Annotated in this window: 12 protein-coding genes; 10 read left to right on the top strand and 2 right to left on the bottom strand. The window is 48.6% G+C overall.

Going from position 1 to position 14,372, the window contains the following annotated elements:
- The first annotated feature begins 301 nt into the window (after positions 1 to 301).
- Together pheS and pheT are read left to right on the top strand one after the other, a co-directional pair.
- Complete coding sequence (gene pheS / locus AD710_RS01850; RefSeq protein WP_016938647.1) at positions 302 to 1,336, top strand: phenylalanine--tRNA ligase subunit alpha; 1,035 nt, start codon at positions 302 to 304, stop codon at positions 1,334 to 1,336.
- A gap of 13 nt (positions 1,337 to 1,349) precedes the next feature.
- Positions 1,350 to 3,764, top strand: coding sequence for a phenylalanine--tRNA ligase subunit beta (pheT, locus tag AD710_RS01845; protein ID WP_049627136.1), 2,415 nt, complete (start codon positions 1,350 to 1,352; stop codon positions 3,762 to 3,764).
- A gap of 36 nt (positions 3,765 to 3,800) precedes the next feature.
- On the opposite strand, the gene rnhC is transcribed toward pheT, so the two are convergent.
- A complete protein-coding gene (rnhC, locus tag AD710_RS01840) occupies positions 3,801 to 4,742 on the bottom strand; it encodes a ribonuclease HIII (RefSeq protein ID WP_049627135.1) in 942 nt (313 codons plus the stop codon).
- 133 nt (positions 4,743 to 4,875) lie between these two features.
- Here rnhC and zapA point away from each other — a divergent pair, with 133 nt between their 5' ends.
- The 5 genes from zapA to AD710_RS01815 all read left to right on the top strand — a co-directional run bounded on the left by zapA (position 4,876) and on the right by AD710_RS01815 (position 10,291).
- A complete protein-coding gene (zapA, locus tag AD710_RS01835) occupies positions 4,876 to 5,133 on the top strand; it encodes a cell division protein ZapA (RefSeq protein ID WP_016938650.1) in 258 nt (85 codons plus the stop codon).
- 7 nt (positions 5,134 to 5,140) lie between these two features.
- Positions 5,141 to 5,674: a CvpA family protein gene (locus AD710_RS01830; RefSeq protein WP_049627134.1), complete on the top strand. Its 534-nt coding sequence runs from the start codon at positions 5,141 to 5,143 to the stop codon at positions 5,672 to 5,674.
- A 105-nt stretch (positions 5,675 to 5,779) separates the two neighbouring features.
- Positions 5,780 to 7,492: a DNA polymerase/3'-5' exonuclease PolX gene (polX, locus tag AD710_RS01825; RefSeq protein ID WP_049627133.1), complete on the top strand. Its 1,713-nt coding sequence runs from the start codon at positions 5,780 to 5,782 to the stop codon at positions 7,490 to 7,492.
- Between the two features lie 20 nt (positions 7,493 to 7,512).
- Complete coding sequence (locus AD710_RS01820) at positions 7,513 to 9,870, top strand: endonuclease MutS2 (protein ID WP_049627132.1); 2,358 nt, start codon at positions 7,513 to 7,515, stop codon at positions 9,868 to 9,870.
- A 16-nt stretch (positions 9,871 to 9,886) separates the two neighbouring features.
- Positions 9,887 to 10,291: a DUF350 domain-containing protein gene (locus AD710_RS01815; protein ID WP_003152541.1), complete on the top strand. Its 405-nt coding sequence runs from the start codon at positions 9,887 to 9,889 to the stop codon at positions 10,289 to 10,291.
- A gap of 137 nt (positions 10,292 to 10,428) precedes the next feature.
- On the opposite strand, the gene AD710_RS01810 is transcribed toward AD710_RS01815, so the two are convergent.
- Complete coding sequence (locus AD710_RS01810) at positions 10,429 to 11,106, bottom strand: DUF2711 family protein (RefSeq protein WP_049627131.1); 678 nt, start codon at positions 11,104 to 11,106, stop codon at positions 10,429 to 10,431.
- A 104-nt stretch (positions 11,107 to 11,210) separates the two neighbouring features.
- Here AD710_RS01810 and AD710_RS01805 point away from each other — a divergent pair, with 104 nt between their 5' ends.
- The 3 genes from AD710_RS01805 to AD710_RS01795 all read left to right on the top strand — a co-directional run bounded on the left by AD710_RS01805 (position 11,211) and on the right by AD710_RS01795 (position 14,365).
- Entirely contained in the window at positions 11,211 to 12,899 is a 1,689-nt protein-coding gene (locus AD710_RS01805; RefSeq protein ID WP_049627130.1) for an AMP-binding protein, read from the top strand.
- 88 nt (positions 12,900 to 12,987) lie between these two features.
- A complete protein-coding gene (locus AD710_RS01800; RefSeq protein ID WP_014470798.1) occupies positions 12,988 to 13,572 on the top strand; it encodes a fatty acid metabolism transcriptional regulator FadR in 585 nt (194 codons plus the stop codon).
- A 13-nt stretch (positions 13,573 to 13,585) separates the two neighbouring features.
- Positions 13,586 to 14,365 (top strand): enoyl-CoA hydratase, encoded by a 780-nt coding sequence (locus tag AD710_RS01795; protein ID WP_016938656.1) that lies wholly within the window; start codon positions 13,586 to 13,588, stop codon positions 14,363 to 14,365.
- Positions 14,366 to 14,372 lie beyond the last annotated feature (7 nt).

Genomic DNA, 14,372 nt, shown 5'->3' with positions numbered 1-14,372 from the left:
GGACGTCAATTTTTTCACAAGCTGCCTTCCAGGGAGAAAATGCCGCCGACTGAAAGCATTTTTATCGCAGCACAGAAATTGATTTTCACCTCTCGAGTTGTCACCGGGACCGCGCCAAACGCGCGTAAAGGTGAACCGGAACGATCGTTTCCGTTATGTCAATGAAGCTGTCGGCAGATGAAGTCTGCCTTAAAAAGGGTGGTACCGCGGCCACAACTCGTCCCTTCTCTCAAGGGGCGGGTTTTTTTGTTTTCTGAAAAAGGCATAGAACGGTTTGGTTTACATAAAAGGAGGATGCATGATGGAAGAGAAGCTTAAACAGCTCGAACTGGAAGCTGCAGAAAAAGTAGAAGCGGCAGGTTCATTAAAAGAAGTTAACGACATTCGGGTGCAATATCTCGGAAAGAAAGGGCCGATTACAGAAGTTCTCCGCGGCATGGGCAAACTGTCCGCCGAAGAACGCCCGAAAATGGGAGCGCTCGCCAATGAAGTGAGAGAGCGCATTGCAGCAGCCATTACGGCGAAAAATGAACAGCTTGAACAAGAAGAGATGAATAAAAAACTCAGCAGCCAGACGATTGACGTCACATTGCCGGGCAGTCAGGTAAACATCGGCGGGCGCCATCCGCTGACGGTCGTTATTGAAGAAATTGAAGATTTATTTATCGGCATGGGGTATACCATCGAAGAAGGTCCTGAAGTGGAAACGGATTATTACAACTTTGAGGCGCTGAACCTGCCGAAGGAGCACCCGGCCCGCGACATGCAGGACAGCTTTTACATTACAGAAGAAATGCTGATGAGAACGCAGACGTCACCGGTGCAGACGCGCACGATGGAAAAGCATAAAGGCAAAGGCCCCGTCAAAATCATTTGTCCCGGAAAAGTGTATCGCCGCGACAACGATGACGCGACACATTCCCACCAGTTCATGCAGATTGAGGGTCTCGTCGTGGATCGCAAAATCAGCATGAGCGATCTGAAAGGCACGCTTGAATTGGTCGCCAAAAAAATGTTCGGCCAAGACCGTGAAATCAGGCTCCGTCCGAGCTTTTTCCCATTCACTGAACCTTCTGTCGAGGTGGATGTGACCTGCTTTAAGTGCGGCGGACAAGGCTGTTCCGTCTGCAAAAAAACGGGCTGGATCGAAATTCTCGGCGCCGGCATGATTCACCCGAACGTGCTGAAAATGGCCGGATTCAATCCTGAGGAATACCAGGGCTTTGCTTTCGGAATGGGTGTGGAACGTATCGCAATGCTGAAATACGGCATTGAAGATATCCGCCATTTCTATACCAATGATGTCAGATTCATTTCGCAGTTTAAACAGGCGTAAGAGGAGGATACACATGTTTGTTTCATATAAATGGTTAGAAGATTACGTTGACTTGCAGGGAATCGACCCGGCCGTGCTTGCAGAAAAAATTACGAGAGCCGGTATTGAAGTTGAGGGTATCGAGTATAAAGGGGAAGGCGTAAAAGGCGTTGTCATCGGACACGTGCTTGAGCGTGAACAGCACCCGAATGCCGACAAACTCAACAAATGCCTTGTCGATATCGGTGCGGAGGAACCTGTTCAGATTATCTGCGGCGCCCCGAATGTTGATAAAGGACAGAAGGTTGCCGTTGCAACAGTCGGTGCCGTGCTTCCCGGCAATTTCAAAATTAAAAAAGCCAAGCTGCGCGGCGAAGCGTCTCACGGCATGATCTGTTCTCTCCAGGAGCTCGGCATTGAAAGCAAGCTCGTGGCGAAAGAATATGCGGAAGGCATTTTCGTGTTTCCGAATGATGCTGAAACGGGAGCTGACGCAATGGCAGCCCTTCAGCTTGATGATGCGATTTTAGAATTGGGCTTAACGCCGAACCGCGCCGACGCAATGAACATGCTTGGCGTGGCTTATGAAGTTGCGGCTATTCTCGGCACCGAGGTGAAGCTTCCGGAGACTTCATATGAAAAAGCAGCAGAAAAAGCGGCGGATGCTGTTTCCGTCAAGATTGAAGATACGCAGGCCAATCCGCATTACGCCGCAAAAATCATTAAAAACGTCAAAATCGGCCCGTCTCCGCTTTGGATGCAGACGAAGCTGATGAATGCAGGCATCCGCCCGCACAATAACGTTGTGGACATCACAAACTTCGTCCTGCTTGAGTACGGCCAGCCGCTTCACGCTTTCGATTACGACCGGTTCGGTTCAAAAGAAGTCGTCGTCAGAAAAGCGGCGGAAAACGAAACCATCGTGACGCTGGATGAACAGGAGCGCAAGCTGTCAAGCAGCCATTTGGTCATCACGAACGGAGAAAAAGCGCAAGCCGTTGCGGGAGTCATGGGCGGAGCAGAATCTGAAGTCCGTGAAGACACCACCACGATTTTACTGGAAGCCGCTTATTTCGACGGACAGACCGTCCGCAAAGCGTCGAGAGACCTCGGGCTGAGAAGCGAAGCGAGCGCCAGATATGAAAAAGGCATTGACCCGGCACGCGTTCTGCTGGCGGCTGAACGGGCCTGCAGCCTCATTCAGGCGTATGCCGGCGGAGAAGTGCTCTCAGGCACGGTCGAAGAAAACCATCTGGAAATCGAAGCGAACAACATTCATGTATCTGTTGACAAAGTGAACGCCGTGCTCGGCATGACAATCACTAAAGAAGAAATCATCAGCATTTACAAGCGCCTCGGTTTTGCAGTCGGTGAAGCAAAAGACGTTCTGGTCGTAACGGTGCCGTCACGCCGCGGAGATATTAAAATCGAAGAGGACCTGATTGAAGAAGCGGCAAGACTGTACGGGTATGACAATATTCCGTCCACGCTTCCGGAAACGGCCGGCACGACAGGCGGCTTGACACCGTATCAGGCAAAACGCCGGAAAGTGAGACGTTTCCTTGAAGGAGCGGGTCTTTCACAAGCGACCACATATTCATTGACGAATGATAAAAAAGCGGCCGCTTTTGCGATCGAAAAATCATTCAATACGATGCTTGCTCTGCCGATGAGCGAAGAAAGAAGCATTCTCAGACACAGCCTCGTGCCGAATCTGCTTGAAGCCGTTTCATACAATCTGGCCAGACAGACTGATTCCGTTGCTTTATACGAAACGGGTTCTGTATTTCTGACGAAGGAAGAAAACACAAAACCGGTTGAAAAAGAACGGGTTGCCGGAGCCGTAACCGGATTATGGCGCAAAAACCTATGGCAGGGTGAGAAAAAGCCGGTTGATTTCTTCGTCGTCAAAGGAATCGTTGAAGGCCTGCTGCATCAATTGAATGTGTCAGACCGGATTGAATTTGTCCAGTCAGAACGCAAAAACATGCATCCCGGCCGGACCGCAAACATTCTTTTGAACGGCTCACTTGCCGGATTTATCGGACAAGTGCACCCGGCAATAGAAAAAGAGCTGGATATTAAAGAAACGTATGTGTTCGAGCTTGATCTTCACGCGCTTCTGACCGAGGAAACAGAACCTGTCGTGTATACGGCGATTCCGAAGTACCCGTCCGTCACACGCGACATTGCGCTTGTTGCAGATAAAACCGTCACAAGCGGACAGCTCGAAGCCGTGATCAAAGAAGCCGGCGGCGCGCTATTGAAAGAAGTCACCGTATTTGATGTGTACGAAGGTGAGCATATGGAAGAGGGCAAAAAATCCGTCGCCTTCTCGCTCCAATATGTCAACCCTGAACAAACATTGACAGAAGAAGAAGTGACAAAAGTCCACGAAAACGTGCTGAAAGCGCTGGAAGAAACATATCAGGCCGTATTAAGAGGATAAAGAAAAAGCTTGCAGATCACTCTGCAAGCTTTTTTGTTATGACCTTTTCCGTTCTGCAAGGCGTTTCGCTTTTTGCGTATTGGCAAAATGCAGTTTAGTGAACGTCCTGAGCGCATCTTCTCCTTTATTGATGATCAGCTTGGCGGCAGCTTCATCGACGTGCGGCCCCGCGCCTTTCGGAATCGTCATCCCGGCTTCCCGGGAAAGCTTATCCATTTCAATTAAGAAAGAATACCGCGCGATGATAGAGGCTGCGGCGACGGAAAGATGTATGCCTTCCGCCTTCGTGCTGAAAAACGTTTTTTCTTTTACGATATCCCGCCCGGAAAGATGCTTAAAATAAATGCCGGGCTCTGCAAATTGGTCAATCAGAATTGCTTCCGGTTTGACGCCGTTCATTTTCCTCAGCAGATTGGAAATCGCCTGATTATGAAGGAGCGCCTTCATTTTCCCCTGGCTCAGGCCTTTTTCCTGCATCTGATTGTATTTTTCATTTTTTAACACAAGCAGGCTGTAAGGAATAGTTTTAATTAACAGTTTGGCGATTTCAATAATCTGCGGATCTTTTAAATCTTTCGAATCCTTCACGCCCAGTTCTTTCATTAAAGAAAGCTTTGTTTTGTCGGCATAGGCGCAGGCAACCGTTATCGGTCCGAAGTAATCGCCTGTTCCGACCTCATCTGAGCCGATTACCGACATGGACGCAATGCCCGCCGGGGGAGCGTAGAGCGGGTCGGCCGCTTTTTTGACGGTTTTCTTTGCTTTCGGCGCCTCAGCCGTTCCCCAGCGGGCCGCTTCTGTGCCGGCGTTTTTTCCTTGAAAGAGAACCTTGCCCGAACGGTAGGCTGTAATGGTACAGCCCGGCGGCTTAGCCTGGAAGACGGCGCCCTGCGGAACGGCCGGAGTAAGGGAGCCGGCATAGGATTGTTTCATTTGTTCTATAGCGGAAGCGGATACTTTTATAACAGAATGGGACACGATATAATCTCCTTTTTTGGCACTTTTCACTGTATATACCAGTGTATCATAACAGCCTGAGGCTCGTCTTTCCATTCAATCGATAATCGTGGTATGATAGGAACTAGGATTCTCGCGGAATGGAGGAGAAACGTTGTCTGACGGCAAAAAAACCAAAACGACAGTAAACATTTACGGCCAGCACTTCACCATTATTGGGGAAGAAAGCAAAGCGCACATGCGTCATGTGGCCGGAATGGTTGATGATAAAATGAGAGAAATCAATGAGAAAAATCCATATCTTGATATAAATAAGCTCGCTGTTTTGACTGCGGTCAATGTCGTGCATGATTATATGAAACTGCAAGAAAAATATGAATTACTGGAGCGGCAGCTTAAAGAAAAGGAATGAACACCATATGATAGATATCATCATCTTAGTTTTGCTCTTGATGGGCACATTGCTTGGATTGAAAAGAGGATTTATCCTCCAATTTATATATTTAACGAGTTTCATCCTCTCGATTGCGTTTGCGGCGCTTTTTTACAAAAACCTGGCCCCGCATTTAAGTTTTATACCCGCGCCTGATTTTTCCGGCGGGCAGGCGGCTTTTTCTTTTATTAAAGGAAACGTAGAGACGGCTTATTACAACGCGATCGCGTTTGTCATTTTGTTTATCATTGCAAAGATTCTGCTTCGGATTATCGGAGCGGCGCTTAATATCATCGCAAGCATTCCGGTCATTAAACAGATCAACAAACTGCTTGGCGGGGTGCTCGGGTTTCTGGAAGTCTATTTATTTGCGTTTATCCTGTTATACGTCGCATCCGTACTGCCGGTAAGCGCGCTTCAGGATATGCTCGCACAATCGACGCTTGCAAATATCATCACGCATCATACGCCGTATCTGTCTGGGCTCCTGCAAGAACTGTGGGCCCAGTACGGGGCATAAAAAACTTCTCTTGACCGGAGAAGTTTTTTTCAAGCTCTGCGTCAGTTGTGCCGGAGAAGAAAAATTTGTATGATGAAAAGCAGGAAACGACTGGGGGTTAACAGTATGCATAAAAAAGATATCATCAGGCTGCTTGAAACGATTGCGGTCTATATGGAACTGAAAGGGGACAACCCGTTTAAAATATCAGCCTTCCGAAAAGCGGCAGCGGCGCTTGAGCAGGATGACCGCAGCCTGTCGGAAATCGACGACATGATGTCTTTATCCGGAATCGGAAAAGGCACCTACGGCGTCATTCGTGAATATATGCAGGAAGGTGTGTCCAGCACGCTTCTCCAATTGCAGAAAGAAGTCCCGGAAGGCTTGGTTCCTCTTTTGAAGCTTCCGGGCCTAGGCGGCAAAAAAATCGCCAAACTGTATCAGGAGCTTGGCGTTCATGACGCGGAATCGCTGAAAGAAGCATGCGAGCAGCAAAAGGTGCAGGGGCTCGCCGGTTTCGGAAAAAAAACGGAGGAGAAAATCCTTCAGGCTCTCGGAGAAGCCGGAAAACAGCCGGAACGTTTTCCGATCGGCTATGCGCTCGGCATTGCTTCAGTAATTGAAGAACATTTGGACCGGCTGACGGATATTCAGAAATATTCCCGGGCCGGCAGTCTCAGAAGAGCGCGGGAGACTGTAAAAGATCTCGATTACATTATCGCTACAGATCATCCGGAGGCTGTCAGAGATCAGCTTCTGTCCCTGCCGAACGTAAAAGACGTGATAGCGAGCGGGGATACAAAGGTATCAGTCACCCTGACCTTTGAATATGAGACGAGTGTGGATTTCCGGCTTGTGACAGAGGAGCAGTTTGCGACCACACTGCATCATTTTACCGGCTCGAAAGATCACAACATTAAGATGCGCCAGCTGGCGAAAGAGCGCGGCGAACGGATCAGCGAATACGGGGTAGAAACCATAGAAACGGGAGAAGTCAAAACGTTTCCGAGTGAAGAAGCCTTTTACGCCCACTTCGGTCTGCCGTTTATTCCTCCGGAGCTCAGAGAAAGCGGGCAGGAGGTCGACACGTACCGGGAAGAAACGGACCTTGTGGAGCATAAAGCGATAAAAGGCGATCTCCACATGCACTCAGCCTGGAGTGACGGCGCATTTTCCATCAGGGAAATGGCAGAAGCGTGTATGGCAAAAGGCTATCAGTACATGGCGATCACCGACCATTCCCAATATTTAAAGGTAGCCAACGGGTTAACGGCCGAACGGCTCAGAAAACAAGCGGAAGAAATTGACGCGTTAAACGCTGAGTTTGAAAACTTTCATATTTTTAAAGGCGTAGAAATGGACATTCTCCCCGACGGTTCGCTTGATTATGATGACAGTGTTCTGTCTGAAATGGATCTTGTCATCGCATCTATCCATTCAAGCTTCAGCCAGCCGGAGCATGTCATTATGAAACGGCTTGAACAGGCGCTGACGAATAAGCACGTGGACATTATCGCCCACCCGACGGGCCGCCTGATCGGCAGACGGGCCGGCTATGAAGTCGACATCGACATGCTGATTGAGCTCGCAGCCAAAACAAATACGGCGCTTGAGCTGAATGCAAACCCCGCGCGTCTCGATTTACGGACTGAGCATCTGATCAAAGCAAACGAAAAAGGCGTGACTTTGGTCATTAATACGGATGCCCATAATATAGAAATGCTCGATGACATGAAAACGGGCGTGACCGCTGCGCGCAAAGGCTGGACTGAAACAAAGAATGTGTTAAACGCCCGGCCGTTACATGAGGTCAAAGCATTTCTGACGCGCAATGATTAAGTAAGGAGGACCATAAAACCGTGCAGCAAAAAGTGTTATCATCACTTGAATTTCATAAAGTAAAAGAACAGATTACCGCACATGCCGCCTCATCGCTCGGCCGGGAAAAGCTTCTGCAGCTGAAGCCTTTAACGGATCTCGCCGACATCCAAAAACAGCTGGATGAAGTCGAAGAAGCATCCGCGGTCATGCGCTTAAGAGGCCATGCCCCGTTCGGCGGGCTGACCGATATAAGATCGGCTTTGCGGCGGGCGGAAATCGGCAGTGTGCTGACTCCGACGGAATTTACCGAATTGTCCGGGCTGCTGTATGCCGTTAAACAAATGAAGCACTTTATCAGCCAAATGACAGAAGACGGCGTCAGCATTCCGCTGATACAGGCCCATGCAGAAGAACTGATTACATTGGGCGATTTGGAAAGGGAGATTAACTCCTGCATTGATGATCACGGCGAAGTGCTAGATCATGCATCCCCCGCCCTAAGAGGAATCCGGACGCAGCTCAGGACGCTTGAATCAAGAGTGAGAGACCGACTTGAATCGATGCTGCGTTCATCTTCCGCTTCAAAAATGCTGTCTGACACCATTGTTACGATCCGGAATGACCGCTTTGTCATTCCGGTCAAACAGGAATACAGATCAAGCTACGGCGGAATTGTTCACGATACATCTTCATCCGGTGCGACACTTTTTATTGAACCGCAGGCGATCGTAGATATGAACAACTCGCTTCAGCAGGCGAAGGTAAAAGAAAAACAGGAAATCGAACGGATTCTCCGGATGCTGACGGAGCATACGGCTGAACACACACATGAAATCGCTAAAAATGTAGAAGTGCTGCAGACATTGGATTTCATTTTCGCCAAAGCGAGATACGCAAAAGCGATGAAGGCGACAAAACCATTCATGAACGGAGACGGCTTTATCCGTCTCAAAAAAGCGCGCCATCCGCTGCTGCCCCAAGATCAAGTCGTCGCCAACGATATTGAACTGGGCGGAGATTATTCAACGATCGTCATCACGGGCCCGAATACGGGCGGTAAAACCGTTACGTTAAAAACACTCGGGCTGCTGACGATAATGGCGCAGGCAGGATTGCACATACCGGCTGATGAGGGATCAGAAGCCGCCGTATTTGACAATGTGTTTGCCGATATCGGAGATGAACAGTCGATCGAACAAAGTCTGAGTACGTTCTCATCCCACATGGTCAATATCGTCAGTATTTTAAAAGAAGTGTCTGAAAACAGCCTTGTGCTGTTTGATGAACTCGGTGCCGGAACAGACCCGCAGGAAGGGGCGGCGCTTGCCATGAGCATTCTTGACGAAGTCCACCGGACAAACGCCAGAGTGCTTGCGACAACCCATTATCCGGAACTGAAAGCATACGGATATAACCGGCAAGGCGTCATGAACGCCAGCGTTGAATTTGACATTGAAACACTTTCGCCTACCTATAAGCTCCTGATCGGAGTACCAGGCCGAAGCAACGCATTTGAAATTTCAAGACGCCTCGGCCTGCCGGAGCATATCATCGGCCAGGCGAAGTCAGAAATGACCGCCGAACACAACGAAGTCGATCTGATGATCGCATCGCTTGAAAAAAGCAAAAAAAGAGCGGATGAAGAGCTTTCTGAAACCGAATCAATCAGAAAAGAAGCAGAAAAACTGCATAAAGAGCTTCAGCAGCAAATCATTGAGTTGAACGCCCAAAAAGATAAAATGATGGAAGAAGCCGAACAAAAAGCGGCGGAAAAACTGGAAGCCGCCGCAAATGAAGCCGAACAGATCATCCGCGAGCTCCGGTCCATCAAGCAAGAACACAGATCCTTTAAGGAACACGAGCTGATTGATGCCAAAAAACGTCTCGGAGACGCGATGCCGGCTTTTGAAAAATCAAAGCAGCCGGAAAGAAAAACAGAGAAAAAACGCGAGCTGAAGCCGGGCGACGAAGTAAAGGTGCTCACATTCGGACAAAAAGGGGCGCTTCTTGAAAAAACCGGCGAGAAAGAATGGAACGTCCAAATCGGCATCCTCAAAATGAAGGTGAAGGAAAAAGATCTCGAGTTTCTCAAATCGGCTCCTGAACCGAAAAAAGAAAAAGCAATCACCGCCGTAAAAGGGAAGGATTATCACGTATCCCTTGAACTTGACCTCAGGGGAGAGCGTTACGAAAATGCCCTCAGCCGCGTCGAAAAATATTTAGATGACGCGGTGCTTGCCGGCTACCCGAGAGTGTCCATCATTCACGGAAAAGGCACGGGCGCCCTCAGAAAAGGGGTGCAGGATCTTCTGAAAAACCACCGCAGCGTGAAAAGCGCACGGTTCGGGGAAGCGGGAGAAGGAGGATCAGGCGTAACGATTGTCGAACTAAAATAAAAAGGGAGAAAACGTCATGAATGCTTTTTGGGAAAATGAGCTTGTTGAAATCGCGGCTTATTACAGTGTGGCCGTCTTGTGTCTCGTCATTTTTCTGACCGTGTTTGAATTGGTGACATCCTATAAAAACTGGGTGGAAATCCAAAAAGGCAATCTTGCGGTGGCAATGGCGACCGGAGGGAAAATTCTCGGTATCGCGAATGTCTTTCAGCACAGCATCGCCCAGCATAATTCGCTTTTGCAAATGATCGGCTGGGGCGTATACGGATTTATTATGCTTTTAATCAGCTATTTTATCTTTGAATTTCTGACGCCCCGGTTTAAAATTGATAAAGAAATTGAAAAAGATAACAGAGCTGTCGGCTTTATTTCATTTGTCATCTCAGTCGGCCTGTCATTTGTGGTGGCCGCCGGGATTTAAGGGGACGGGGAAAAATGGAGAAGCTTGCGAAAGTGCTGCTGTCGGCAGCGGGAATTTTTCTGTTCATCGGACTTATTTATCTGGTCATGACATCTTAATACTGAAAAAGGGCTGCCGAATTGAAATCGGCAGTCTTTTTATTGAGAATACCAGTTCATGCTCATCGTATCAGAGCAAATGACGGCTTCCCAATTCATGGCGCGGATAACAGACAGCATGTCTTGATCCTCCATGAGAAAGAGTGTTGTGAAAGAATCGTACACACTCATAAAAGCGGCGCGCCGCTTTACATCGGCAATCATCATGTCAGCCTGCAGCAGTCCGCATACATCCGAAGGCGACGTTTGCTTGAGCGAAAATAGGCCTTCCGCTTCGATCGGCTCATAAAAAGTGCAGCGCTCAATGCCTTTTGAACGAAACACGTCCAAGAGTCCCGGTATCAAAAATGGCGAAGTGACATCATCGCTCGGCAAGTACAGATCGGGATGATGAAGCCGATTTAACAGCTCGGCGGATTCAGGATGTGCATATTCATCCCGCAGTGCCATGACAGCGGTCATAAGGAGAAGCGCCATCTCTTTTTCAGAGCGCAGTCCGCAAATGGTCATGGCGGTTTTCCAGGAAACGGGTCTGCCCGTTGCGATGATCTCCTCATCACTCGGATAGATATGCTCAAAAGGCCGCTTGCGCTTTTGCGCTTCCCACCCATCCGGCATTCGGACAAAGGGATGAAGCAAAAAGGCGGCTGAAGTAAACGGCTTCGGCAGCTGGCGCAGGATAGGAACTCCCTCTTCAAAATACAGTGTTTCCAGCAAACTCAACACCTCCTGAACTCGAAAAATCACATGAAACGCTTTCCAATTCCAATCAGCCTTCTGCTATAATAATAGCGTATAGGAAAACAGAAGGGAGAGGTTTTATGCAGTCTGAAAAGCCATGGCTTTCTCAATATCCCGAAGAGATTCCGCATGAGCTTGAATTTACCGGTCAAACCCTGCCATCCAATCTGACAAACTCCGCAGCTCAATTCCCGAACCAAACCGCCATTTATTTTCTCGGAAAAAAACTCACATTCCAAGACGTTCTCACAGATTCATTAAAGCTAGCCGCTTTTTTACGCAAAACAGGCCTGAAAAAAGGCGACAGAGCCGCCATTATGCTGCCCAATTGTCCGCAGTCGGTCATCGCATTTTACGGCGTATTGTTCGCCGGGGGCATAGTCGTTCAGACCAATCCTCTCTACACGGAACACGAGCTTGAGTATCAGCTGCAAGACAGTTCGCCGCGCGTGATCATCACCCTCGATATGCTGTTTCCGAAGGTGATAAAAATGAAAACGTTGTCAATCATTGAACGCATTATTACAACCAGTATCAAAGACTTTTTGCCGTTTCCGAAAAATATGCTTTATACACTCACGCAAAAAAAACAAGTGCATATCGATTATGACGGACATGAACAGTTTCACAGCTTAGCGGACATTTTAAAAAATGAAAAAGCGGAGAAGGCGGAGGAATTTGATATTGATCCTGAGCATGACATCGCCGTGCTTCAATACACGGGCGGAACAACCGGCTATCCGAAAGGCGTCATGCTCACGCACAAAAACATTCAGGCCAATACAGAGATGGGCGCCGCCTGGATGTACAAAATGAAAAAGGGAGCCGAAAAAGTGCTCGGCATCGTACCTTTTTTTCATGTGTACGGATTAACCGCCGTGCTGAATTTCTCCATCATGCAGGGGTATGAAATGATTCTGCTTCCTAAATTCAATCCTTTGGATACCTTGAAAACAATTGACAGGCAAAAGCCGACAGTTTTTCCGGGAGCTCCGACGATTTACATCGGGCTTTTGCATCATCCGGAACTAAATCAATATGATTTGTCCTCCATAAAAAGCTGTCCGAGCGGTTCAGCGGCGCTCCCGGTCGAAGTCAAACAGAAATTTGAAAAAGTGACCGGCGGAAAGCTTGTGGAAGGCTACGGATTATCCGAAGCATCACCGGTGACCCATTCAAATTTCATCTGGGGAAAAAATAAGCCCGGCAGTATCGGCTGTCCCTGGCCCAATACCGACGCCGGAATCTATTCAGAAGAAAAAGGCGGGCTTGCGGAGCCGTATGAACACGGCGAGCTGATCGTAAAAGGCCCGCAGGTTATGAAAGGCTATTGGAACAAGCTGGAGGAGACGGCCCGTGTCATCAGAGACGGCTGGCTGTTTACCGGAGACATGGGATATATGGATGAGGAAGGATTTTTCTACATCGCCGACAGAAAAAAAGACATCATCATTGCCGGGGGATACAACATTTACCCTCGTGAGGTGGAAGAGGCGCTGTATGAGCATGAAGCCGTTCAGGAAATCGTCGTAGCGGGCGTTCCTGATTCTTACAGAGGGGAAACGGTGAAAGCATTTGTCGTTTTGAAAAAAGGCGCCGAAGCGGATGCCGATGAGCTTGATGCGTTTGCCAGAGAGCGGCTTGCGCCGTACAAAGTCCCGAAGCTGTACGAATTCAGAAAAGAGCTTCCGAAAACGGCCGTCGGAAAGATATTAAGAAGGCGTCTCGTCGAAGAGGAAGATGCTTCTCATGAAAACAAGGTGCCTTAAAAGAAAAACTTGACAAAACCGGGAATCCTTTTTATCATGAAGTTATGAATGAATAGTCATTCATTTATTGAAGGAAGGAACGATGACATTGAACCAAAAACGGCCAAAGTATATGCAGATTATTGATGCAGCAGTAGAAGTCATAGCGGAAAACGGCTATCACCAATCACAGGTGTCCAAAATCGCCAAGCAGGCCGGCGTTGCGGACGGCACCATCTATTTATATTTTAAAAACAAAGAGGATATACTCATTTCTCTTTTTAAAGAAAAGATGGGCCAGTTCATTGAACGCATGGAAGAAGAAGTAAAAGAAAAAACGACGGCAAAAGAAAAACTCGCTCTCGTCATTAAGCAGCACTTCACACTGCTCGGCAATGACCGCCACCTCGCGATTGTGACCCAGCTTGAGCTCAGACAGTCGAATATCAAGCTGCGCCTGAAAATCAATGATATTTTAAAAGGTTATTTAAACATGCTGGACACCATTTTGACCGAAGGAATCGAGTCGGGCGAATGGAAAGACAATCTCGACGTCCGCCTCGCCCGGCAGATGATATTCGGGACGATAGATGAAACAGTGACAACATGGGTGATGAACGATCAGAAATATGATCTTCCGGATTTGTCAGACAAGGTATTGGAACTGTTGGTGTCAGGGATTCATCAAAACTAAAGGGGGTTGACGGATGAACAGCCTTTCAGTGGCGGTTGAACAATCTGTCGCGGTGATCACCATCAATCATCAGCCGGCCAACGCGCTGTCCGGTGCGGTTTTAGCTGAATTATCCGGTCTGTTCGACCGGTGTGAAACAGATGACAGCGTCAGAAGCATCATCATTCGCGGTGAGGGAAAATTTTTTTCGGCGGGCGCCGATATAAAGGAATTTACGTCGCTTGATGATCTTGAGCAATCCTCTGCCATGGCGGATAAAGGCCAGCAGCTGATGGAAAGAATTGAAGGGTTTCCGAAGCCCGTTATCGCGGCGATTCACGGCGCTGCGCTCGGCGGCGGTCTGGAGCTTGCCATGGCCTGCCATATCAGAATCGCCACATTGGATGCAAAGCTCGGCCTGCCCGAGCTGAATCTCGGCATTATTCCGGGCTTTGCCGGGACGCAGCGCCTGCCCCGGTACGTCGGCACGGCGAAAGCGCTTGAGATGATCGGCACTTCAGAACCTGTGACCGGAGAAGAAGCGCTCAGCCTCGGGCTTGTCACAATAGGCGCCGAAAATGAAGAGGAGCTGCTGGAAAAGGCGAAAACGCTAGCGGGCAAGTTTGCGGAAAAAAGCCCGCAGTCGATGGCTTCCCTGCTTGAGCTTCTTTATTCAAACAAAGTCTATTCTTATGACGGCGGCTTAAAGCTCGAAGCAAAGCGCTTTGGGGAAGCATTTGCATCAGAAGACGCAAAAGAAGGCATTCAGGCATTTCTCGAAAAAAGAAAGCCTCAATTCGGTGGGCGAAGATAAAGGGGAT

This window comes from Bacillus sp. JFL15, assembly GCF_001184225.1.
Classification (GTDB): Bacteria; Bacillota; Bacilli; order Bacillales; family Bacillaceae; genus Bacillus; species Bacillus siamensis.
The sequence above is the reverse complement of the archived record's forward strand: the minus strand, read 5'-3'. Positions and strand labels throughout refer to the sequence as shown.

Bases quoted from the DNA above. Each gene is read 5' to 3' on its own strand.
- AD710_RS01830 (WP_049627134.1), top strand. From the start codon at position 5,141: ATGATAGATATCATCATCTTAGTTTTGCTCTTGATGGGCACATTGCTT.
- pheT (WP_049627136.1), top strand. From the start codon at position 1,350: ATGTTTGTTTCATATAAATGGTTAGAAGATTACGTTGACTTGCAGGGA.
- AD710_RS01795 (WP_016938656.1), top strand. From the start codon at position 13,586: ATGAACAGCCTTTCAGTGGCGGTTGAACAATCTGTCGCGGTGATCACC.
- AD710_RS01815 (WP_003152541.1), top strand. From the start codon at position 9,887: ATGAATGCTTTTTGGGAAAATGAGCTTGTTGAAATCGCGGCTTATTAC.
- pheS (WP_016938647.1), top strand. From the start codon at position 302: ATGGAAGAGAAGCTTAAACAGCTCGAACTGGAAGCTGCAGAAAAAGTA.
- AD710_RS01805 (WP_049627130.1), top strand. From the start codon at position 11,211: ATGCAGTCTGAAAAGCCATGGCTTTCTCAATATCCCGAAGAGATTCCG.
- polX (WP_049627133.1), top strand. From the start codon at position 5,780: ATGCATAAAAAAGATATCATCAGGCTGCTTGAAACGATTGCGGTCTAT.